Genomic DNA, 14497 nt, shown 5'->3' with positions numbered 1-14497 from the left:
ACAATGGCAAAGGATAAAGCAAAAGAAGCAGCAATTGATATGAAAAGTGGATCTCAAGAAGACCGTATGAGGGCCTTAGAAGGGGCTTTAAAACAAATTGAAAAAGATTTCGGTCAAGGTGCGATTATGCGCATGGGTGAAGCAGCTGATAAAATGAATATTGAAGTCATTTCTACAGGTGTGTTGGCCTTAGACTTGGCGGTCGGTGTAGGTGGATTCCCACGGGGCCGTATTATTGAAATCTATGGTCCAGAGTCTTCGGGTAAAACTACGGTGGCTTTACATGCAGCAGCAGAAGCACAACGTAATGGTGGCGTTGTTGCCTTCATCGATGCGGAACATGCATTGGATCCAGTGTATGCGAAAAAATTAGGTGTAGATATCAATAGCTTGTTGATTTCTCAACCAGATAATGGTGAACAAGGTTTAGAGATTACAGAGGCTTTGGTTCGCTCCGGTGCGGTAGATTTAATTGTGGTGGACTCCGTAGCGGCCTTAACACCTAAAGTAGAGATTGATGGTGAAATGACAGATGCTCACGTTGGGGTACATGCGCGTTTGATGAGTAAAGCATTACGTAAATTAACAAGCTCCATCAGTAAAACTAGAACGGTTATTATCTTTATTAACCAATTGCGTGAAAAAGTAGGCGTTATGTTTGGTAACCCAGAAACAACTACGGGTGGCCGTGCTTTAAAATTCTACTCTACGATTCGTTTAGATGTACGCAAAGGGGAAGCATTGACTTCAGCTAAAGAACATGTCGGTAATCGTACAAAAGTAAAAGTTGTGAAAAATAAAGTAGCTCCTCCATTCAAAGTAGCAGAATTTGATTTGATGTTTGGGGAAGGCGTTTCCTACGAAGGTACATTGATTGACATCGGTGCGAATATTGAAGTGATCAAAAAATCTGGTGCTTGGTATTCCTATAATGGAGAGCGTATGGGTCAAGGTAAAGAGGCTGCCAAAGTATTCTTGAAAGAAAACCCTCAAATTGCTCAAGAAATTGATGCTATTATTCGTGATACATTAGCAGCAGAACCATTGAATGTGCTTGGTCATGATGAAGAAGTGGATGAAGTAGCAACTACTGAAACTGTGGATATGGAATAATGGCATTTCGTACATCGAAAGAGCAGGAATGGACATTTGCATCAGCTATGGAGCAAGCTTTGCGCTTATTAGGGCCACGGTCCTTAAGCACCTTAGAGCTACGGCGTAAATTGTCTCAACGGTCTGTGCCTAGTGAGCTAATACAGGATGTAGAAGAAAAACTTCTATCCTTATCGTACTTAGATGATGAAGAATTGTCGGAAGAAGCGTTGCGTGCCTATATGGAGGCAGAAAAGCATAGTACCTATTACATTCGTGAAAAAATGCGCGAACGAGGTCTTGCTGTATCTTATGTATTAGATGACTATGATGAATGGTCGGTAGCGGTAAAGCTATTAGAGCAACGATTTCACATATCCGATGAGGAGCGGTTAGCAGCCATCGAAGAGGGTGAAGAAGATAAGTTTAGCAAGAAAAAAATAATTTATTTTTTGAAGAATCGTGGATTCGCTGTGAGTACAATTCAATCTATCTGTTATGAATGGGGCCCCTACTTAGAGTAGGGGCTTTGTCTTGACATTCCACGGTGTATGAACTAAAATTAAAATAGCCTTAATAATAAGCAAAATAAAATTTAAAAGCAAAATGGGCGAGAAACCGGGGAAGCGGATGTATCGACTTCTCCTTTTTTTATGCAAGTGGGAGGTGAACACGATTTTAGAATACAGCATTATTGCCGTAGTCATGGTATTAATTGGTCTTGGAGTAGGCTATTTATTGCGCCGCAATATTGCAGAAGGTAAGCTAAACAAAGCGGAAACAGAAGCTGCACGTATTGTTGCTGATGGCGAGCGCTTAGCGGAGTCTAAGAAAAAAGAAGCGTTACTGGAAGCAAAAGAAGAAATTCATAAATTGCGTGCTGATGTTGATAAAGAAAATCGGGATAGACGTAATGAATTACAACGTCTTGAACGACGGATTTTACAAAAAGAAGAGCAATTAGACAAAAAACTAGACAGTATTGAACGCAAAGAGGAGTCCTTGCACCACAAGGAACGCAATCTAGAAAAAGCGGAAGAAAAAATCGAGGTATTGCATCAACAACAAATGGAAGAGTTAGAACGAATTTCTAGCTTAACCTTTGATGAAGCAAAACAAATTTTATTGACAAAAGTAGAACAAGAGATTCGTCACGACACTGCTGTGATGCTTAAAGATCTTGAGCAACAAGCAAAAGAAGAGGCGGAAAAGAATGCCAGAGAAATTATTTCTATGGCCATTCAACGATGTGCAGCTGACCATGTAGCAGAATCTACAGTGTCTGTGGTGACATTGCCAAATGATGAGATGAAAGGCCGTATTATTGGTCGTGAAGGCCGTAATATTCGCGCTTTAGAAACGTTGACGGGTATCGACTTAATTATTGATGATACACCAGAAGCAGTTATTTTATCCGGATTTGATCCAATTCGTCGCGAAGTAGCACGAATTGCTTTAGAAAAACTCATTGTAGATGGACGTATCCATCCAGCTCGTATCGAGGAAATGGTTGAAAAAGCACGCCGTGAGGTGGAAACAACTATAAAAGAAGCGGGCGAGCAAGCTACTTTTGAAGCAGATGTACATGGCTTACATCCAGAAGTGATTCGTATTTTAGGTAGACTAAAATATCGTACTAGTTATGGACAGAATGTACTAAAACATTCTGTAGAAGTATCTCATTTAGCAGGTATGATGGCAGCGGAATTAGGCTGCGATGTAGTACTAGCTAAACGAGGCGGTTTATTACATGATTTAGGCAAAGCCTTAACACATGAAATTGAAGGATCTCACGTGGAAATTGGCGTAGATCTTGCTAAAAAATATCATGAAAGCGCATTGGTACAAAATTGTATTGGCGCTCATCATGGTGATGAAGAGTTTAAATCTGTAGAGGCTGTATTGGTAGCGGCAGCAGATGCTATTTCTGCAGCACGACCAGGAGCTAGACGCGAAACATTAGAAAATTATTTAAAACGATTATCTAAGTTGGAAGAAATCGCTGAATCTTTTGAAGGCGTTGAAAAATGCTTTGCTATCCAAGCAGGTCGAGAGATTCGCGTTATGGTAAAACCAGATAAAGTGGATGATGTGGAAGCGAACTTGTTGGTGCGTGACATCATTAAACGAATCGAAAATGAATTAGAATATCCAGGACAAATTAAAGTTGTGGTTATTCGTGAAACACGAGTCGTAGATTACGCGAAAAAATAGTCTACATAAGTGGTTGGGGCAGCCTTTGGCTGCTCTAACTTCTTTTTTTTCACACTATATATGAATTGCATATATAGTGTGAAAAAAAAGAAAGTATCTGTAAGTAGGAGTTTTTTTGTTTGTGTAGAATAGTATAGATAGAGAACGTATATATAATTTATACTTTTTAGTAAATACACTGTAGTACATAGCTTAGGAGAATGACATGAGCAAGTTTTTCGATGATGATATAATTGAACAAGTCAAAGATGCCAATGACATTGTATCTGTCATTTCTGAGCATATTCCATTAAAGAAGAAAGGGAAAAACTATTGGGGTTGTTGTCCATTTCATAATGAAAAGACGCCTTCTTTTAGTGTGACCCCTGAAAAGGGCTTTTTTTATTGTTTTGGTTGTCGAGAATCGGGGAATGTTATCAGTTTTTTAATGAAATATGATAATTTAACGTTTCCAGAAGCGATAGAAAGATTAGCTAATCGTGCTAACATTGCTTTGCCAGAGCGGACCGTATCATCAGCAGAACGAAAACGTATGGCCCGTATGGAATCTATGTATGAAGTGAATGAACTAGCTACAAATTTCTTTCATAATTGTTTAGTAAAAACAGAGTTAGGAAAACAGGGTTTAGACTATTTACTAAAACGAGGTCTATCCATGGAGACTATAACAAAGTTTCGCTTAGGTTTTGCTCCTGATGGATGGGATAAGTTATACAGTGCCTTTATTGGGCGTGGAGTGGACCCTAATTTGTTATTAGAGTTAGGGCTATGCCGTAAAAATGAGCAAGGTAAGATATACGATTATTTTAGAAAACGTGTGATGTTTCCTATCATGGATGGAAAGGGGCGTGTGTTAGGCTTCGGTGGTCGTGTTCTTGACGACAGTAATCCGAAATATTTGAACTCCCCGGAAACGGAAATATTTAATAAAGGACATTTATTATTTGCCTTTTATCAATCCTACCGTAGCATTCGTGAAAAGAAACAAGCAGTCCTTGTAGAGGGATATATGGATGTACTGAGTTGTCATAATGCAGGCATTACGAATGTAGTGGCATCGTTGGGTACGGCCTATACGAAAGACCATGGTAGGTTATTAATGCGTCAAGCAGAGGAAGTTGTTCTTGCCTATGATATGGACGGAGCTGGTCGTACAGCGGCTAAGCGGGCTATCGAATTATTGCAAAATACAGAATTTTCTGTTAAGGTAGTATCTATGCCTGATGGAAAGGATCCAGATGATTTTATCAAAAATCACGGTCCTGAAGCATGGCAAGAATTGGTGGATACATCGCCAAGAGATTTTGAGTTTTTACTGAATGAAAGCTTACGTCGTCACGATACTAATTCGGTAGAAGGAAAGCGATCTGTTTTGGGAGATATGTTCCCCTTTATTGCGGGCCATGAAAGCCAAGTGCGCCGTGATGAATATTTAAAAGCTATGGCATTACCTTTGTGGTTAGATGTGAGTACTATCATTACTTACTTTAGGCAGTTTCTTCGACAAGGAAATATAGAATTAAAACAGCAGGATCTTAATGTGCCTAAGGAACATTTCACAGATGAAGAAGAATTGCTGTACTGGGTAGGTAAGGATAGTACTATTTATACCTTAGTGAGCCAATATATAGGAGTAGAAGATATATCGCATCCTATGTATCGCGTCTATTATGAAAAGATTGGTGACTTGGTAACTAGAGGTGAAACATTGTCGGACATCCTTTTAGAAGGAGCTTTAGATGCAGAATCTTGGCATATGTTTGGCAAATGGTCGGTCTTAATTGACCGTGAAATGAATGAGGAATTATTGCACAATTTAATTCGAAGTGTGCGATTAAAATCCCTTCGCAATCAATATAAGGAACATAGTCGATTGGCAGACCAATTAAGTAGAGCTAATGATCCTAGATTTATAGAAGAGTTACGAATGTGTCAGGATTTACAAGAATTGATTAAACAGTGGTCTTGATGTAGTGAAAGGAAGAGCACAGTGGCAAAGAAGAAAAAAGAATCGCAAGTGCAAGAAATTATCGCGGTTTTATTAGAAGATGCGAAACGAGAAGGCGTCATTACAGCTAAGAAAATTTCTGATGCACTTTCAGAGCAAATGGAAGTAACAGCAGAGCAGCTTGATAGTATGTATGCTATATTTAATAATTTAAATATTGAAGTCATTCCTGATGATGAACATGCTTCTGAAAGTGACTTGCATCTACATGATGAATTATTAGATAAGGATATAGAAGTCGAAGTTGATGTAGATGTGGAACATTTAACTAGTGATATCGATATTGCTACGGAAGAAGATGATGAAGAAAAAGAGATTAATCTTGATTTATCTATTCCTGAGGGGATGAATATTGATGATCCAGTGCGTATGTATTTGAAAGAAATTGGACGTGTTCCATTGCTATCTGGTGATGAAGAAATCATTTTGGCACAACAAATTGAGGCAGGTAATCAAGAAGGAGCTACCTATAAAGAAGTTCGTTTAGGTAGTAGCGCGAAACAGAAATTGATTGATGCTAACTTACGTCTTGTGGTAAGTATTGCAAAACGCTATGTAGGCCGTGGTATGTTGTTCTTGGATTTAATTCAAGAAGGCAATTTGGGGCTTATTAAAGCAGTAGATAAATTTGACTATACAAAGGGATATAAATTTTCTACCTATGCCACATGGTGGATTCGTCAAGCCATTACAAGAGCGATTGCTGACCAAGCTAGAACCATTCGTATTCCAGTACATATGGTAGAAACGATTAATAAATTAGTACGTATTCAGCGTCAATTATTACAAGACTTAGGCCGTGAACCAAGTCCAGAAGAAATTGCTGAAGGCATGGGCATTACAGTGGAGCGTGTTCGAGAAATTCAAAAAATTTCTCAAGAGCCAGTCTCTTTAGAAACGCCAATTGGGGAAGAAGAAGATTCCCATTTAGGAGATTTCTTAGAAGATAAAGATGCGGTAGCTCCAGATGATGCGGCTAGCTTTATTTTGTTGCGAGAACAAATTGTTGAAGTATTTAGTTGCTTAACAGATCGAGAACAACAAGTGTTAGAATTACGCTTTGGTTTAAAAGATGGGAAGCCACGTACATTGGAAGAAGTTGGTCAATTCTTTAATGTGACACGGGAACGGATTCGTCAAATTGAAGGAAAAGCTTTAACAAAACTGCGGAATCGTGGGAAACGAGATAAAATTAAAGACTTTTTATAATGCCTAATATTAAGTAATAGTAGTTAGTATTGTAGGTAGGGATTGTAACTAATTGTGAAATAATTATGCTGTTATAGTCTTACGTATTAAAATAATGAACCTAGAGGAAAGTTGATAGGTTTTGTTCAACTTTCCTTTGATGTATTTGATGGTATTATAGTAAATATCTTTTGTAGAGTAAAATAAAAATAGTGATATACTTATAAAGAGAAACTTTATAAAAAATACTTGCTATTTAATAATTGTGTGGTATAATTTATGTATAAATAATCATAAGTAGTGAATATATTCTGGGAGGTAATTATGATTAGCATGAAAAAACTAGGTCTTATCCTATGTACAGCTGTTCTTAGTGTAGGTTTGCTAGCTGGTTGTGGTAGTGATAAAAAAGAAGCGCAGTTAACACAAACAGCAGGGGTGTTGAAAGTTGGTTCTGAAACCACATTCCCTCCATTTGAATTTGCAGAAGAAAATACTAATAAATATATTGGTTTTGATGTAGATTTAAGTGAAGAAGTAGCCAAACGGTTAGGCTTAAAATTAGAGTTTGTCAGCATGGGATTCGATGCGTTGATTCCTGCTACACAATCTGGCAATATTGATATGATTGCAGCTGGTATTAATGCAACTCCAGAACGTGAAAAAGCATTAGCATTCTCTGAGCCATACTTCAAAGAAGGCGGTTTCATCACTATCGTTCGTAAAGATAATACGGATATCAAAAAAATGGACGACCTTACTAATAAACGTGTAGGGGTTCAAATTGGTACAGTACCTGTGGAAATGGCAAAAGCAATCCCTGGTACAGATGTAAAAGAAATGGATTCTAATAGCAATATCTTCATGGCATTACAAGCAGGTACGATTGATGGTGCTATCATTGACCAAGCAGTGGCTATGTATTACTTGAAACAAGGTGCAGACAAAGATCTTAAATTGGTAGGAGAAGGCACAGATGCACCTCCATTCGTATTAGGGTTCAATAAATCTAACACAGCATTACGTGACAAAGTTAATGAAGCTTTGAAAGCAATGCGTGAAGATGGAACATATCAAAAAATTTACTCCAAATGGTTCGCAAAATAGTTCTGCTATGTAGCCTGTGGTATTCCTAGACTGGTAGGCAAAGGGAAGAGCACGACACATTCCTCCGCAAACTGATACAGTGGTTAGGTTTGCTCCGGAATATGTCGTGCTCTTCTAGCATTTGTCTTATTTTGGCATAGGGAATACCACAAAGGCTACTACGCATAAGGGCCTTGCTCAGGGGTGGGGGATGTGGAAGAGCACGGTATACTCCTCACAAACGGTATTTCATAATGTGTCGTCTCTTGTTCAGCTATGTAGCTCGTGGCGTTCTATCCGATGTAGTGAAAGGAAAGACCGCAATACACCTCCTCAGAAACGGTATTTCATAATGTTTCTTCGGAGGTATATTGCGGTCTTTTAGGTTTATAATATAGTATTCATAAAGGATCGCCACAGGGCTACTACGCATGACTGCGTTCCTCAGGGAATTATAGTGTGTGTGCTAGTTTAATATATTCCCGAATGCGTTCGCAAGAGTTGTGGAAGGCTTTTTGTTCGTCAGCGGTTAGGTGCAATTCCAAGATTTCTTCGATGCCGTTTTTGCCGATGATGGCAGGGACGGAGGCAAAGACGTTGTGTTCGCCGTATTCGCCTTCTAGTTTACAGGATAGAGGTAATACTTTTTGTTCATCGTGGAAGTAAGCACGGATGATTTCTGTAACGGATGCAGCGATACCAAACTCTGTGGATCCTTTTCCGATGAGGACGAGGTAGCCACCGTATTTCATTTGTTCTACTAGGGCATTTTCATCAAAGGTTGGGAAGCGGTGAGGAAGCTCCTGTTGGAGTTCTTTTAAAGGTTTGCCAGATACTGTGACGTGAGACCAAGGGACCATAGCGCTACCACCGTGTTCACCCATAGCATAGCAAGATAAAGAGCGACGATGTACGTGGATTTGTTCAGCTACTAATCGTTGCAAACGAGCAGAGTCTAAGGATGTGCCAGAAGAGATGATTTTGTGTTTTGGGTAGTTTAGATATTCTTGTACATAGGCCGCTACTACGTCAGCTGGGTTGGAAATGCTCACGATGAAACCGTTGAATCCCGATGCTTTCACACGAGGAAGGAATTCACGCAATACTTCTATGGTGGACCCTAGTGTATCTAGTCGATCTTGTTCTGGGGATGGTAGAGGGCCTGCAGAAATAACGAGGATATCGCAGTCTCCGATATCTTCAGGTTCGCAAGGGATAGCTTCTACACGATGTGGTAAGTAACTTACCGCATCATTAATATCGGTGGCTTGAGCAATAGCTTTGTCTTTATCGATGTCTACCATGTATAATTGGTCAACCTCACCTTGTGTAGCAAGGGAAAATGCCACGTGGGAGCCCACATGACCAGTGCCGATAATGGCAACTTTACGTAGTTCTATAGACATATTGTTCCTCCTGTGTTGAATAATTAAAGTAATTAGTAATATGTTATAGGATAAAACTTTTGAGTTCATTTAGTCAATACGTCACTTGCTAATCTATGCAGCTTGCAGCGTGTTAATTGAATAGGGCAATGGGAAGAGCACGGTATACTCCTCACAAACGGTATTTCATAATGTTTGTTCGGAGCACACCGTGCTCTTCTTGTTTTTTGATTCGGTCAGTAAATCTCGCAGCAAGGCTGCTACGCTTAACTGCATTCTTTAGTGAGCGGGATTAGTTTTGAGTTTTTTGGTAGTACTTCCATAGAAAACTGTGAGTTAAAATAAAGTTTCTTGAAATACATAGTCTTTGTTCGTAATTAGTATGATATATGAGTGGCTGTTTATATATAAAACCTATGGATTGTATAGTATAATGAATGCATGACAAATTTAGAACTTGAAGAATTAGCGATACAATTAAATATTCCTGCGGTGGGGGTGGCGTCTTGGCCTTTGCCGGCGGAGGCGTCGTTACATTTGGATACGCCCTATCCTTGTCCGTTTACGAATGGAAGTATTGAAGAACGATTGCAGGGGTCCACGACTATTGCTTCACCGAAGTCCGCGATAGTCTGTTTGTTTCCTTATTATATGCCTAGGGAAGGAGTGACGAATTTAGCTAGGTACTGTTGGGGCGATGATTATCATGTTGTGGTACGACAGTATTTGGAACGACTGGTGGATATTTTGCGTGAGCGCTATCCTGACGAAATATACGAGATTCATTGTGATACGTCACCTTTAGCGGATCGGTATATGGCATACTTGGCAGGCTTAGGGTTTTATGGGTGGAACCAAACATTTATCAACCCTACGTGGGGCTCCTATACTGTTATTGGGACTATTATGACGACGTTGGAATTGTCTCCTTCTGTACCGCTTGCACAGAGCTGTCTGCAATGTGGTGCTTGTTTGCGTGCTTGCCCCGGTAAGGCCTTACAAGGAGATCATTTAGATTATCGAACCTGTAAAAGTTATCTTACCCAATGTAAAGGGGAACTTTCAGAGGAAGAAGAACGAATTATTGGTAAAACACCTCTCATTTTTGGGTGTGATGTATGCCAGGAGGTGTGCCCCCACAATCGAGATATTCCTATGACGCCTATACCAGAGTTTCAACAGGTTACATCCTACATTGAGGTGGAGGAATTAGAAGGAATGACGAATAAGGAGTTTAAAGCGAAGTACGGCCACAAAGCATGGGCTTGGCGAGGAAAAAAAGTGTTGCTTCGCAATGCGGAGATTGTTAGAAAGGAAAAGCATGAAGGAAAGTAAGTCTGTTTCATTGTTTTTAATTATATTCTTAGGATTGCTCACAGCGGTAACGCCATTGGCGACGGATATGTATTTGCCAGCCTTGCCGATTATGCCTGGAGAATTGGATACATCGGCATCAAATATTCAAATGACCATCGGCATTATGACCATCGGTATTGCAGTGGGACAACTCTTTGCAGGACCTATCAGCGATGTGCTAGGTCGCAAGAGACCGCTCATTGTGGGAAACTTACTTTGCGTAGTAGCTACCATGGTTTGCGCTTATGCACCAAATATTGAAGTACTCTTGTTGGGTCGATTTTTGCAAGGTGTGACGGGTTCCTTTGGGGTAGTTATCTCTAAGGCTATCGCTCGTGACCATGCATCGGGACCGGCTCTGATTAAGTTGCTGGCATCATTGATGATGGTCAATGGCTTGGCGCCTGTTATCGCTCCATTAGTGGGAGGACAAATTTTGGCATATGAAACGTGGAGATTTATTTTCGTCGTTTTAGCAGGCTTTGCGATTCTTCTTCTCGTGGGGTCCATTCTATTCCGTGAAAGCTTACCAACAGAACAGCGCGTAGCAGGGGGGATTCAAGAGGCCATCAAAAACTATAAGATGCTATTAAAAGACAAAGCTTTTTTAGGACAATGCGGTATTCAATGCTTTGCTTTTGGAGCCTTTTTTTGTTACATTAGTGGATCATCCTTTGTGTATCAAAATATTTTTGGGTTGGATGCGCAACAATTTAGTTATATATTTGGCATCAACAGTTGTGGTATCATTTTGTTTAGTATAATTAGCTCTCGTTTGAGTAATGTTATTAAGGATTACCAATTGTTGCACGGTAGCTTGTGTGTGCTATTCCTAGGATCCACTTTGTTCTTAGGAGCTATGGCACTGAATATACCATTCTTAGTGGTGACCACAATTTTATTCTTTACCGTAGGGACGGTGTCTCTATTCGGGGCGGCTAGTTTTTCTATGGCTATGGCAAATTACGGTCACCTAGCAGGTAGTGCATCTGCCTTATTAGGGTTTTTCTCCATGATGTCTGCGGGTGTTGTGTCACCTATCGTGGGGATCGGAGGGTCATATACGGCAATTCCTATGGGAATCACAATGGTGGTTTGCTCGTTAACGGCGTTGCTCTGTTATTATCGATTTGCACGACCTACCATATAGGGATTTCATTATCATACTAGTACTTACAAATATATAACTTTAGTGCTAGCATGTATATCGGTATTGGAAAGAATGAGAACACGATTACAGATGTATATAGGCGGGCTATTCTACATTAGTATATGCTTGGTGGCTAAGCAAGATCTTGCAAGGTGTAAAGAGGAAAGGTTTCTTTCAAAAATATAGATAGAAAAGAGGTTTCTTTCGTTGACATAAGCGGTGCTTGTCATGTATAATAATTGAGTCATAGTTTGGGTACGCCCAACTATTGCAAGCCGCATGAAGAGGTCAATAATATTTGGCTTCGGCTAGATAACCGCATTCAGCGAGTACGAATACAAGGAGGTGTCATAATGTACGCAATTATTAAAACTGGTGGTAAACAATATCGCGTTTCCGAAGGCGATGTAATCACTATTGAAAAATTGGATGTAGCAGCTGAAGGAACTGTTTCTTTTGACGAAGTTGTAACTGTAGTTAAAGACGGTGATGTTAAAGTTGGTACACCACTTGTGGACGGTGCAAAAGTTACTGGTACAGTACTTGAACATGGTAAAGCGAAAAAGATCTTGGTTTTCAAATACAAAGCGAAATCCAACTATCGTCGTCGTCAAGGCCATCGCCAACCATTCACTAAAGTTCGCATCGAAAAAATCGAGGCGTAAGTATCATGACTCACATTGATGTGAAACGCAATGTAGAAGGGCATATTATAGAATGTCATTTTCGAGGACATGCTGAAGCAGGTCCTTACGGAGAAGATGTTGTATGTGCCGCTATATCTATGCTTTCACAGACATCGATCTTAGGTCTTCATGAGGTGGCTAAGCAATCCATGGAGTACCAAATAGAAGACGGTGAGTTACATATCCTACTTTCAGAACCTGTTACTGAAAGAGGACAAACTATATTAGAAACGATGCTTCTTGGTATCAAGAATGTGGCGGATCAATATAGTGATTTTGTTAGAGTGAGTGAACAATAGGAGGTGAACTACATGTTATTCAATATCCAATTACAACTATTCGCATCTAAAAAAGGTGCTTCCAGTACAAAAAATGGTCGTGATTCCGAGTCCAAACGTCTTGGAGTTAAATGCCATGACGGTTCTACTGTAAAAAGTGGTAACATCCTAGTTCGTCAACGTGGTACACATTTCCATCCAGGCGCTAACGTAGGTATCGGCAAAGATGATACTTTGTTTGCATTGGTTCCTGGCCGTGTAGCATTTGAACGTGCTGGTCGTTATAACCGTAAAGTTTCTGTATACCCTGTAGAAGCTTAATCATAACACATATGAAAGGTCACTAGATAGTAATATCTGGTGGCCTTTTTTGTTTGCATAGGGCAGGAAACTTTCAAAATGAACAAATGAATAGATGTATATTTCTGTTTATGCATACATAGTATTAATATTTGCTTTCATAATGTACACTAATTTTATATACATCAATTCATAAGTGGAGTATAATAAAAGAAAGGCTATATCTAATAAAATCGGTATAGCGCTTATGTTAGGACAAAGCCTAGAAAGATGTAGGCTATCATAGATCTACTAAGTCAGTAGAAAAGGAGTTTACTATGTATGATGTACACTCTTCCAAGGCGGAAGAATTTATTAATCACGAAGAGATTCTAGCCACTTTACAATATGCAGAAGAAAATAAGGAAAACCGTCCTTTATTGGATGCTATATTAGAAAAGGCAAAAACTCGTGTAGGATTAAACCACCGTGAGGCGATGGTACTGTTAGAATGTCCCTTGCCAGAATATAAGGAAAAATTATTTGCTTTAGCAAAAGAGATTAAACAAGCGATTTATGGCAATCGAATTGTATTATTTGCTCCTTTGTATTTATCAAACTATTGCATCAATGGTTGTGTTTATTGCCCATACCATGCAAAAAATAAAACCATCACTCGCAAAAAGTTAAACCAAGATCAAGTCCGTGAAGAAGTGATGGCCTTAGAAGCCATGGGGCATAAACGGATTGTTATCGAATCTGGCGAACATCCATTGGAAAATCCACTGGAATATATTTTGGAATGTATTGATACGATTTACTCCATCAAAAAAGATAATGGAGAAATACGTCGAGTCAATGTCAATATTGCGGCGTGTGAAGTAGAAGATTATCGAAAATTACATGAGGCAGGTATTGGTACGTACACATTGTTCCAAGAAACATATAATAAAGAAAACTATGAAGCCCTTCATCCAACAGGCCCTAAGAGCGATTATGCATACCATACAACGGCTATGGATCGCGCTATGGAGGCAGGTATTGATGACGTGGGCATTGGCGTCCTTTATGGATTGGAACACTACAAATATGACTTCGTAGGCTTGTTGATGCATGCAGAACATTTAGAAGCGAAGTTTGGTGTAGGCCCGCATACGATCAGTGTGCCTCGAATTTGTCCAGCTGATGATATCGATGTAGATGATTTCAGTAATGCTGTACCAGACGATATTTTTGAAAAAATTGTAGCTTTGATTCGTGTGTCTGCACCGTATGCAGGTATGATTATGTCTACTCGTGAAAGTCAAGCTATGCGTGAGCGTGGTTTAGCCTTAGGTATCTCGCAAATTTCTGGAGGGTCTCGTACATCTGTCGGTGGCTATGTAGAAGAAGAACCAGAAGAAGAAAATTCTGCTCAATTTGATACGAGCGACCGCCGTTCCTTGGATGAAATTGTGGAATGGTTATTGCAATTAGGATATGTACCAAGCTTCTGTACGGCTTGCTACCGTGAAGGACGTACAGGTGACCGCTTTATGGCACTGGCTAAGAGTGGACAAATTTCTAACTGTTGTCAACCGAATGCGTTGATGACATTGAAAGAGTATTTACTAGACTATGCAGATGAGGAAACAAAAGCTGTTGGTGCGGCTGTTATCGACGTGCAATTAGACTCCATTAAAAATGATCTAGTGAAAGAAAAATCCAAAGCTTATATTGCGCAAATGGAAGAGGGAGAACGTGACTTCCGATTCTAGTCAAAACTTAGTGCATAG

General features: G+C 39.7%; 13 protein-coding genes. 12 read left to right on the top strand and 1 reads right to left on the bottom strand.

Features of this window, described 5'->3' with window-relative positions:
- The first annotated feature begins 3 nt into the window (after positions 1 to 3).
- The 6 genes from recA (at position 4) to EO119_RS02440 (ending at position 7609) form a co-directional block, all read left to right on the top strand.
- Positions 4 to 1113: a recombinase RecA gene (gene recA, locus EO119_RS02465; protein ID WP_369813334.1), complete on the top strand. Its 1110-nt coding sequence runs from the start codon at positions 4 to 6 to the stop codon at positions 1111 to 1113.
- Positions 1113 to 1616: a regulatory protein RecX gene (locus EO119_RS02460; protein WP_126940547.1), complete on the top strand. Its 504-nt coding sequence runs from the start codon at positions 1113 to 1115 to the stop codon at positions 1614 to 1616. Before recA ends, EO119_RS02460 begins: the two co-directional genes overlap by 1 nt.
- A gap of 106 nt (positions 1617 to 1722) precedes the next feature.
- On the top strand, positions 1723 to 3306 hold the full coding sequence (rny, locus tag EO119_RS02455; RefSeq protein ID WP_369813333.1) for a ribonuclease Y: 1584 nt from the start codon (positions 1723 to 1725) through the stop codon (positions 3304 to 3306).
- A 205-nt stretch (positions 3307 to 3511) separates the two neighbouring features.
- Positions 3512 to 5275: a DNA primase gene (dnaG, locus tag EO119_RS02450; RefSeq protein ID WP_126940546.1), complete on the top strand. Its 1764-nt coding sequence runs from the start codon at positions 3512 to 3514 to the stop codon at positions 5273 to 5275.
- A gap of 21 nt (positions 5276 to 5296) precedes the next feature.
- A complete protein-coding gene (gene rpoD, locus EO119_RS02445; RefSeq protein WP_126940545.1) occupies positions 5297 to 6523 on the top strand; it encodes an RNA polymerase sigma factor RpoD in 1227 nt (408 codons plus the stop codon).
- 303 nt (positions 6524 to 6826) lie between these two features.
- Positions 6827 to 7609 (top strand): basic amino acid ABC transporter substrate-binding protein, encoded by a 783-nt coding sequence (locus EO119_RS02440; RefSeq protein ID WP_009352866.1) that lies wholly within the window; start codon positions 6827 to 6829, stop codon positions 7607 to 7609.
- Between the two features lie 431 nt (positions 7610 to 8040).
- Here the strand turns inward: EO119_RS02440 and EO119_RS02435 are convergent, their stop codons facing one another.
- Complete coding sequence (locus tag EO119_RS02435) at positions 8041 to 8988, bottom strand: L-lactate dehydrogenase (RefSeq protein WP_126940595.1); 948 nt, start codon at positions 8986 to 8988, stop codon at positions 8041 to 8043.
- 426 nt (positions 8989 to 9414) lie between these two features.
- Between EO119_RS02435 and EO119_RS02430 the strand changes: the two genes are divergently transcribed.
- The 6 genes from EO119_RS02430 (at position 9415) to hydG (ending at position 14479) form a co-directional block, all read left to right on the top strand.
- The gene (locus EO119_RS02430) at positions 9415 to 10308 is read left to right on the top strand and encodes an epoxyqueuosine reductase (protein WP_126940544.1); all 894 of its coding nucleotides are present in this window, start codon (positions 9415 to 9417) and stop codon (positions 10306 to 10308) included.
- Positions 10295 to 11479, top strand: coding sequence for a multidrug effflux MFS transporter (locus EO119_RS02425; protein ID WP_126940543.1), 1185 nt, complete (start codon positions 10295 to 10297; stop codon positions 11477 to 11479). Before EO119_RS02430 ends, EO119_RS02425 begins: the two co-directional genes overlap by 14 nt.
- A gap of 353 nt (positions 11480 to 11832) precedes the next feature.
- On the top strand, positions 11833 to 12144 hold the full coding sequence (gene rplU, locus EO119_RS02420) for a 50S ribosomal protein L21 (protein WP_009352881.1): 312 nt from the start codon (positions 11833 to 11835) through the stop codon (positions 12142 to 12144).
- Positions 12145 to 12149: 5 nt separating this feature from the next.
- A complete protein-coding gene (locus tag EO119_RS02415) occupies positions 12150 to 12464 on the top strand; it encodes a ribosomal-processing cysteine protease Prp (RefSeq protein WP_126940542.1) in 315 nt (104 codons plus the stop codon).
- 12 nt (positions 12465 to 12476) lie between these two features.
- Positions 12477 to 12764: a 50S ribosomal protein L27 gene (rpmA, locus tag EO119_RS02410; protein ID WP_009353004.1), complete on the top strand. Its 288-nt coding sequence runs from the start codon at positions 12477 to 12479 to the stop codon at positions 12762 to 12764.
- Positions 12765 to 13060: 296 nt separating this feature from the next.
- Positions 13061 to 14479, top strand: a complete 1419-nt coding sequence (gene hydG / locus EO119_RS02405; RefSeq protein ID WP_126940541.1) for a [FeFe] hydrogenase H-cluster radical SAM maturase HydG — start codon at positions 13061 to 13063, stop codon at positions 14477 to 14479.
- Positions 14480 to 14497: the final 18 nt, after the last annotated feature.

The sequence above is a fragment of the Veillonella sp. CNR 79/14 genome (assembly GCF_003992185.1).
GTDB lineage: Bacteria > Bacillota > Negativicutes > Veillonellales > Veillonellaceae > F0422.
This window is presented reverse-complemented; position numbering and strand designations above follow the sequence as displayed.

Bases quoted from the DNA above. Each gene is read 5' to 3' on its own strand.
- recA (WP_369813334.1), top strand. From the start codon at position 4: ATGGCAAAGGATAAAGCAAAAGAAGCAGCAATTGATATGAAAAGTGGA.
- EO119_RS02460 (WP_126940547.1), top strand. From the start codon at position 1,113: ATGGCATTTCGTACATCGAAAGAGCAGGAATGGACATTTGCATCAGCT.
- rny (WP_369813333.1), top strand. From the start codon at position 1,723: ATGTATCGACTTCTCCTTTTTTTATGCAAGTGGGAGGTGAACACGATT.
- dnaG (WP_126940546.1), top strand. From the start codon at position 3,512: ATGAGCAAGTTTTTCGATGATGATATAATTGAACAAGTCAAAGATGCC.
- EO119_RS02440 (WP_009352866.1), top strand. From the start codon at position 6,827: ATGATTAGCATGAAAAAACTAGGTCTTATCCTATGTACAGCTGTTCTT.
- EO119_RS02430 (WP_126940544.1), top strand. From the start codon at position 9,415: ATGACAAATTTAGAACTTGAAGAATTAGCGATACAATTAAATATTCCT.
- EO119_RS02425 (WP_126940543.1), top strand. From the start codon at position 10,295: ATGAAGGAAAGTAAGTCTGTTTCATTGTTTTTAATTATATTCTTAGGA.
- rplU (WP_009352881.1), top strand. From the start codon at position 11,833: ATGTACGCAATTATTAAAACTGGTGGTAAACAATATCGCGTTTCCGAA.
- EO119_RS02415 (WP_126940542.1), top strand. From the start codon at position 12,150: ATGACTCACATTGATGTGAAACGCAATGTAGAAGGGCATATTATAGAA.
- rpmA (WP_009353004.1), top strand. From the start codon at position 12,477: ATGTTATTCAATATCCAATTACAACTATTCGCATCTAAAAAAGGTGCT.
- hydG (WP_126940541.1), top strand. From the start codon at position 13,061: ATGTATGATGTACACTCTTCCAAGGCGGAAGAATTTATTAATCACGAA.